Here is a 1,137-nt window from a genome sequence, read left to right on the forward strand (position 1 = left end):
GGCGATGTCGCGTGGGTCGGCGTCGACCTGGTTGATGCGTTCGATCTGCTCGTCCAGGGCTTGTTCGCTTTTCGCCGAGATGAGCCAGGGAACGACGTCCGGGGCTTCGGGCACCGGCTCCACCGGGGATTCCGGTGCTTCCTCGAGGATGAGGTGGGCGTTGGTCCCGCTGACACCGAACGACGACACCGCCGCGCGACGCGGACGGTCGTTCTTCTCCCATGGTGTTGTTTCGTTCAGCAGCCGGACCGCCCCGGCCTCCCAGTCGACGTGCGGGGTGGGCTCGTCCGCGTGCAACGTCTTCGGGAGGGCGTTGTGGCGCAGTGCCTCCACCATCTTGATGACGCCGGCGACACCCGCGGCCGCGGCGGTGTGGCCGATGTTAGATTTGATCGAGCCGAGCCACAGCGGCGTGTCGCGGTCCTGCCCGTAGGTGGCCAGCAGCGCTTGGGCCTCGATCGGGTCGCCCAGGGTGGTTGCGGTGCCGTGGGCCTCGACGGCGTCGACGTCGCCGGGGGCGAGTCCGGCGTTGGCGAGGGCGGCGCGGATGACGCGTTGCTGCGACGGCCCGTTGGGGGCGGTGAGACCGTTGCTCGCGCCGTCCTGGTTGACGGCCGACCCGCGCACCACGGCCAGGATCGGATGCCCGTTGCGCCGCGCGTCCGACAGCCGCTCCACCAGCAGCATCCCAGCGCCCTCGCCCCAGCCCGTGCCGTCGGCGCCGGCACCGAAGGCACGGCACCGCCCGTCCGGTGACAGACCGCGCTGGCGGCTGAACTCCACGAACAGCGCCGGTGTCGCCATCACCATGGCCCCGCCCACCAGTGCGAGATCGCATTCGCCGCCGCGGAGCGCGCGGCCCGCCAGGTGCAGCGCGACCAGCGAGGACGAGCACGCCGTGTCGACGGTGATCGCCGGGCCTTCGAGTCCGAGCGTGTAGGCGATCCGGCCGGACGCGACGCTCGTGGCGTTGCCCGTCATCAGGTAGCCCTCGAGCGACTCCGCCGCCTCGTGGATGCGCGGCGCGTAGTCCTGGGAGACCACGCCGGTGAAGACGCCGGTGGACGTTCCGCGCAGGGAGGTGGGGTCGATGCCCGCGCGTTCGACGGCCTCCCAGGAGGTCTCCAGCAGCAGGCG

Annotated in this window: 1 protein-coding gene; it reads right to left on the reverse strand. The window is 71.7% G+C overall.

Going from position 1 to position 1,137, the window contains the following annotated elements:
- Positions 1-1,137, reverse strand: a 1,137-nt coding sequence (locus tag CHF16_RS39175) for a beta-ketoacyl synthase N-terminal-like domain-containing protein (protein WP_143228401.1), incomplete at both ends; no start/stop codon positions are given.

The organism is Actinomadura meyerae (assembly GCF_900188445.1).
In the GTDB taxonomy this organism is placed as follows: Bacteria; Actinomycetota; Actinomycetes; order Streptosporangiales; family Streptosporangiaceae; genus Spirillospora; species Spirillospora meyerae.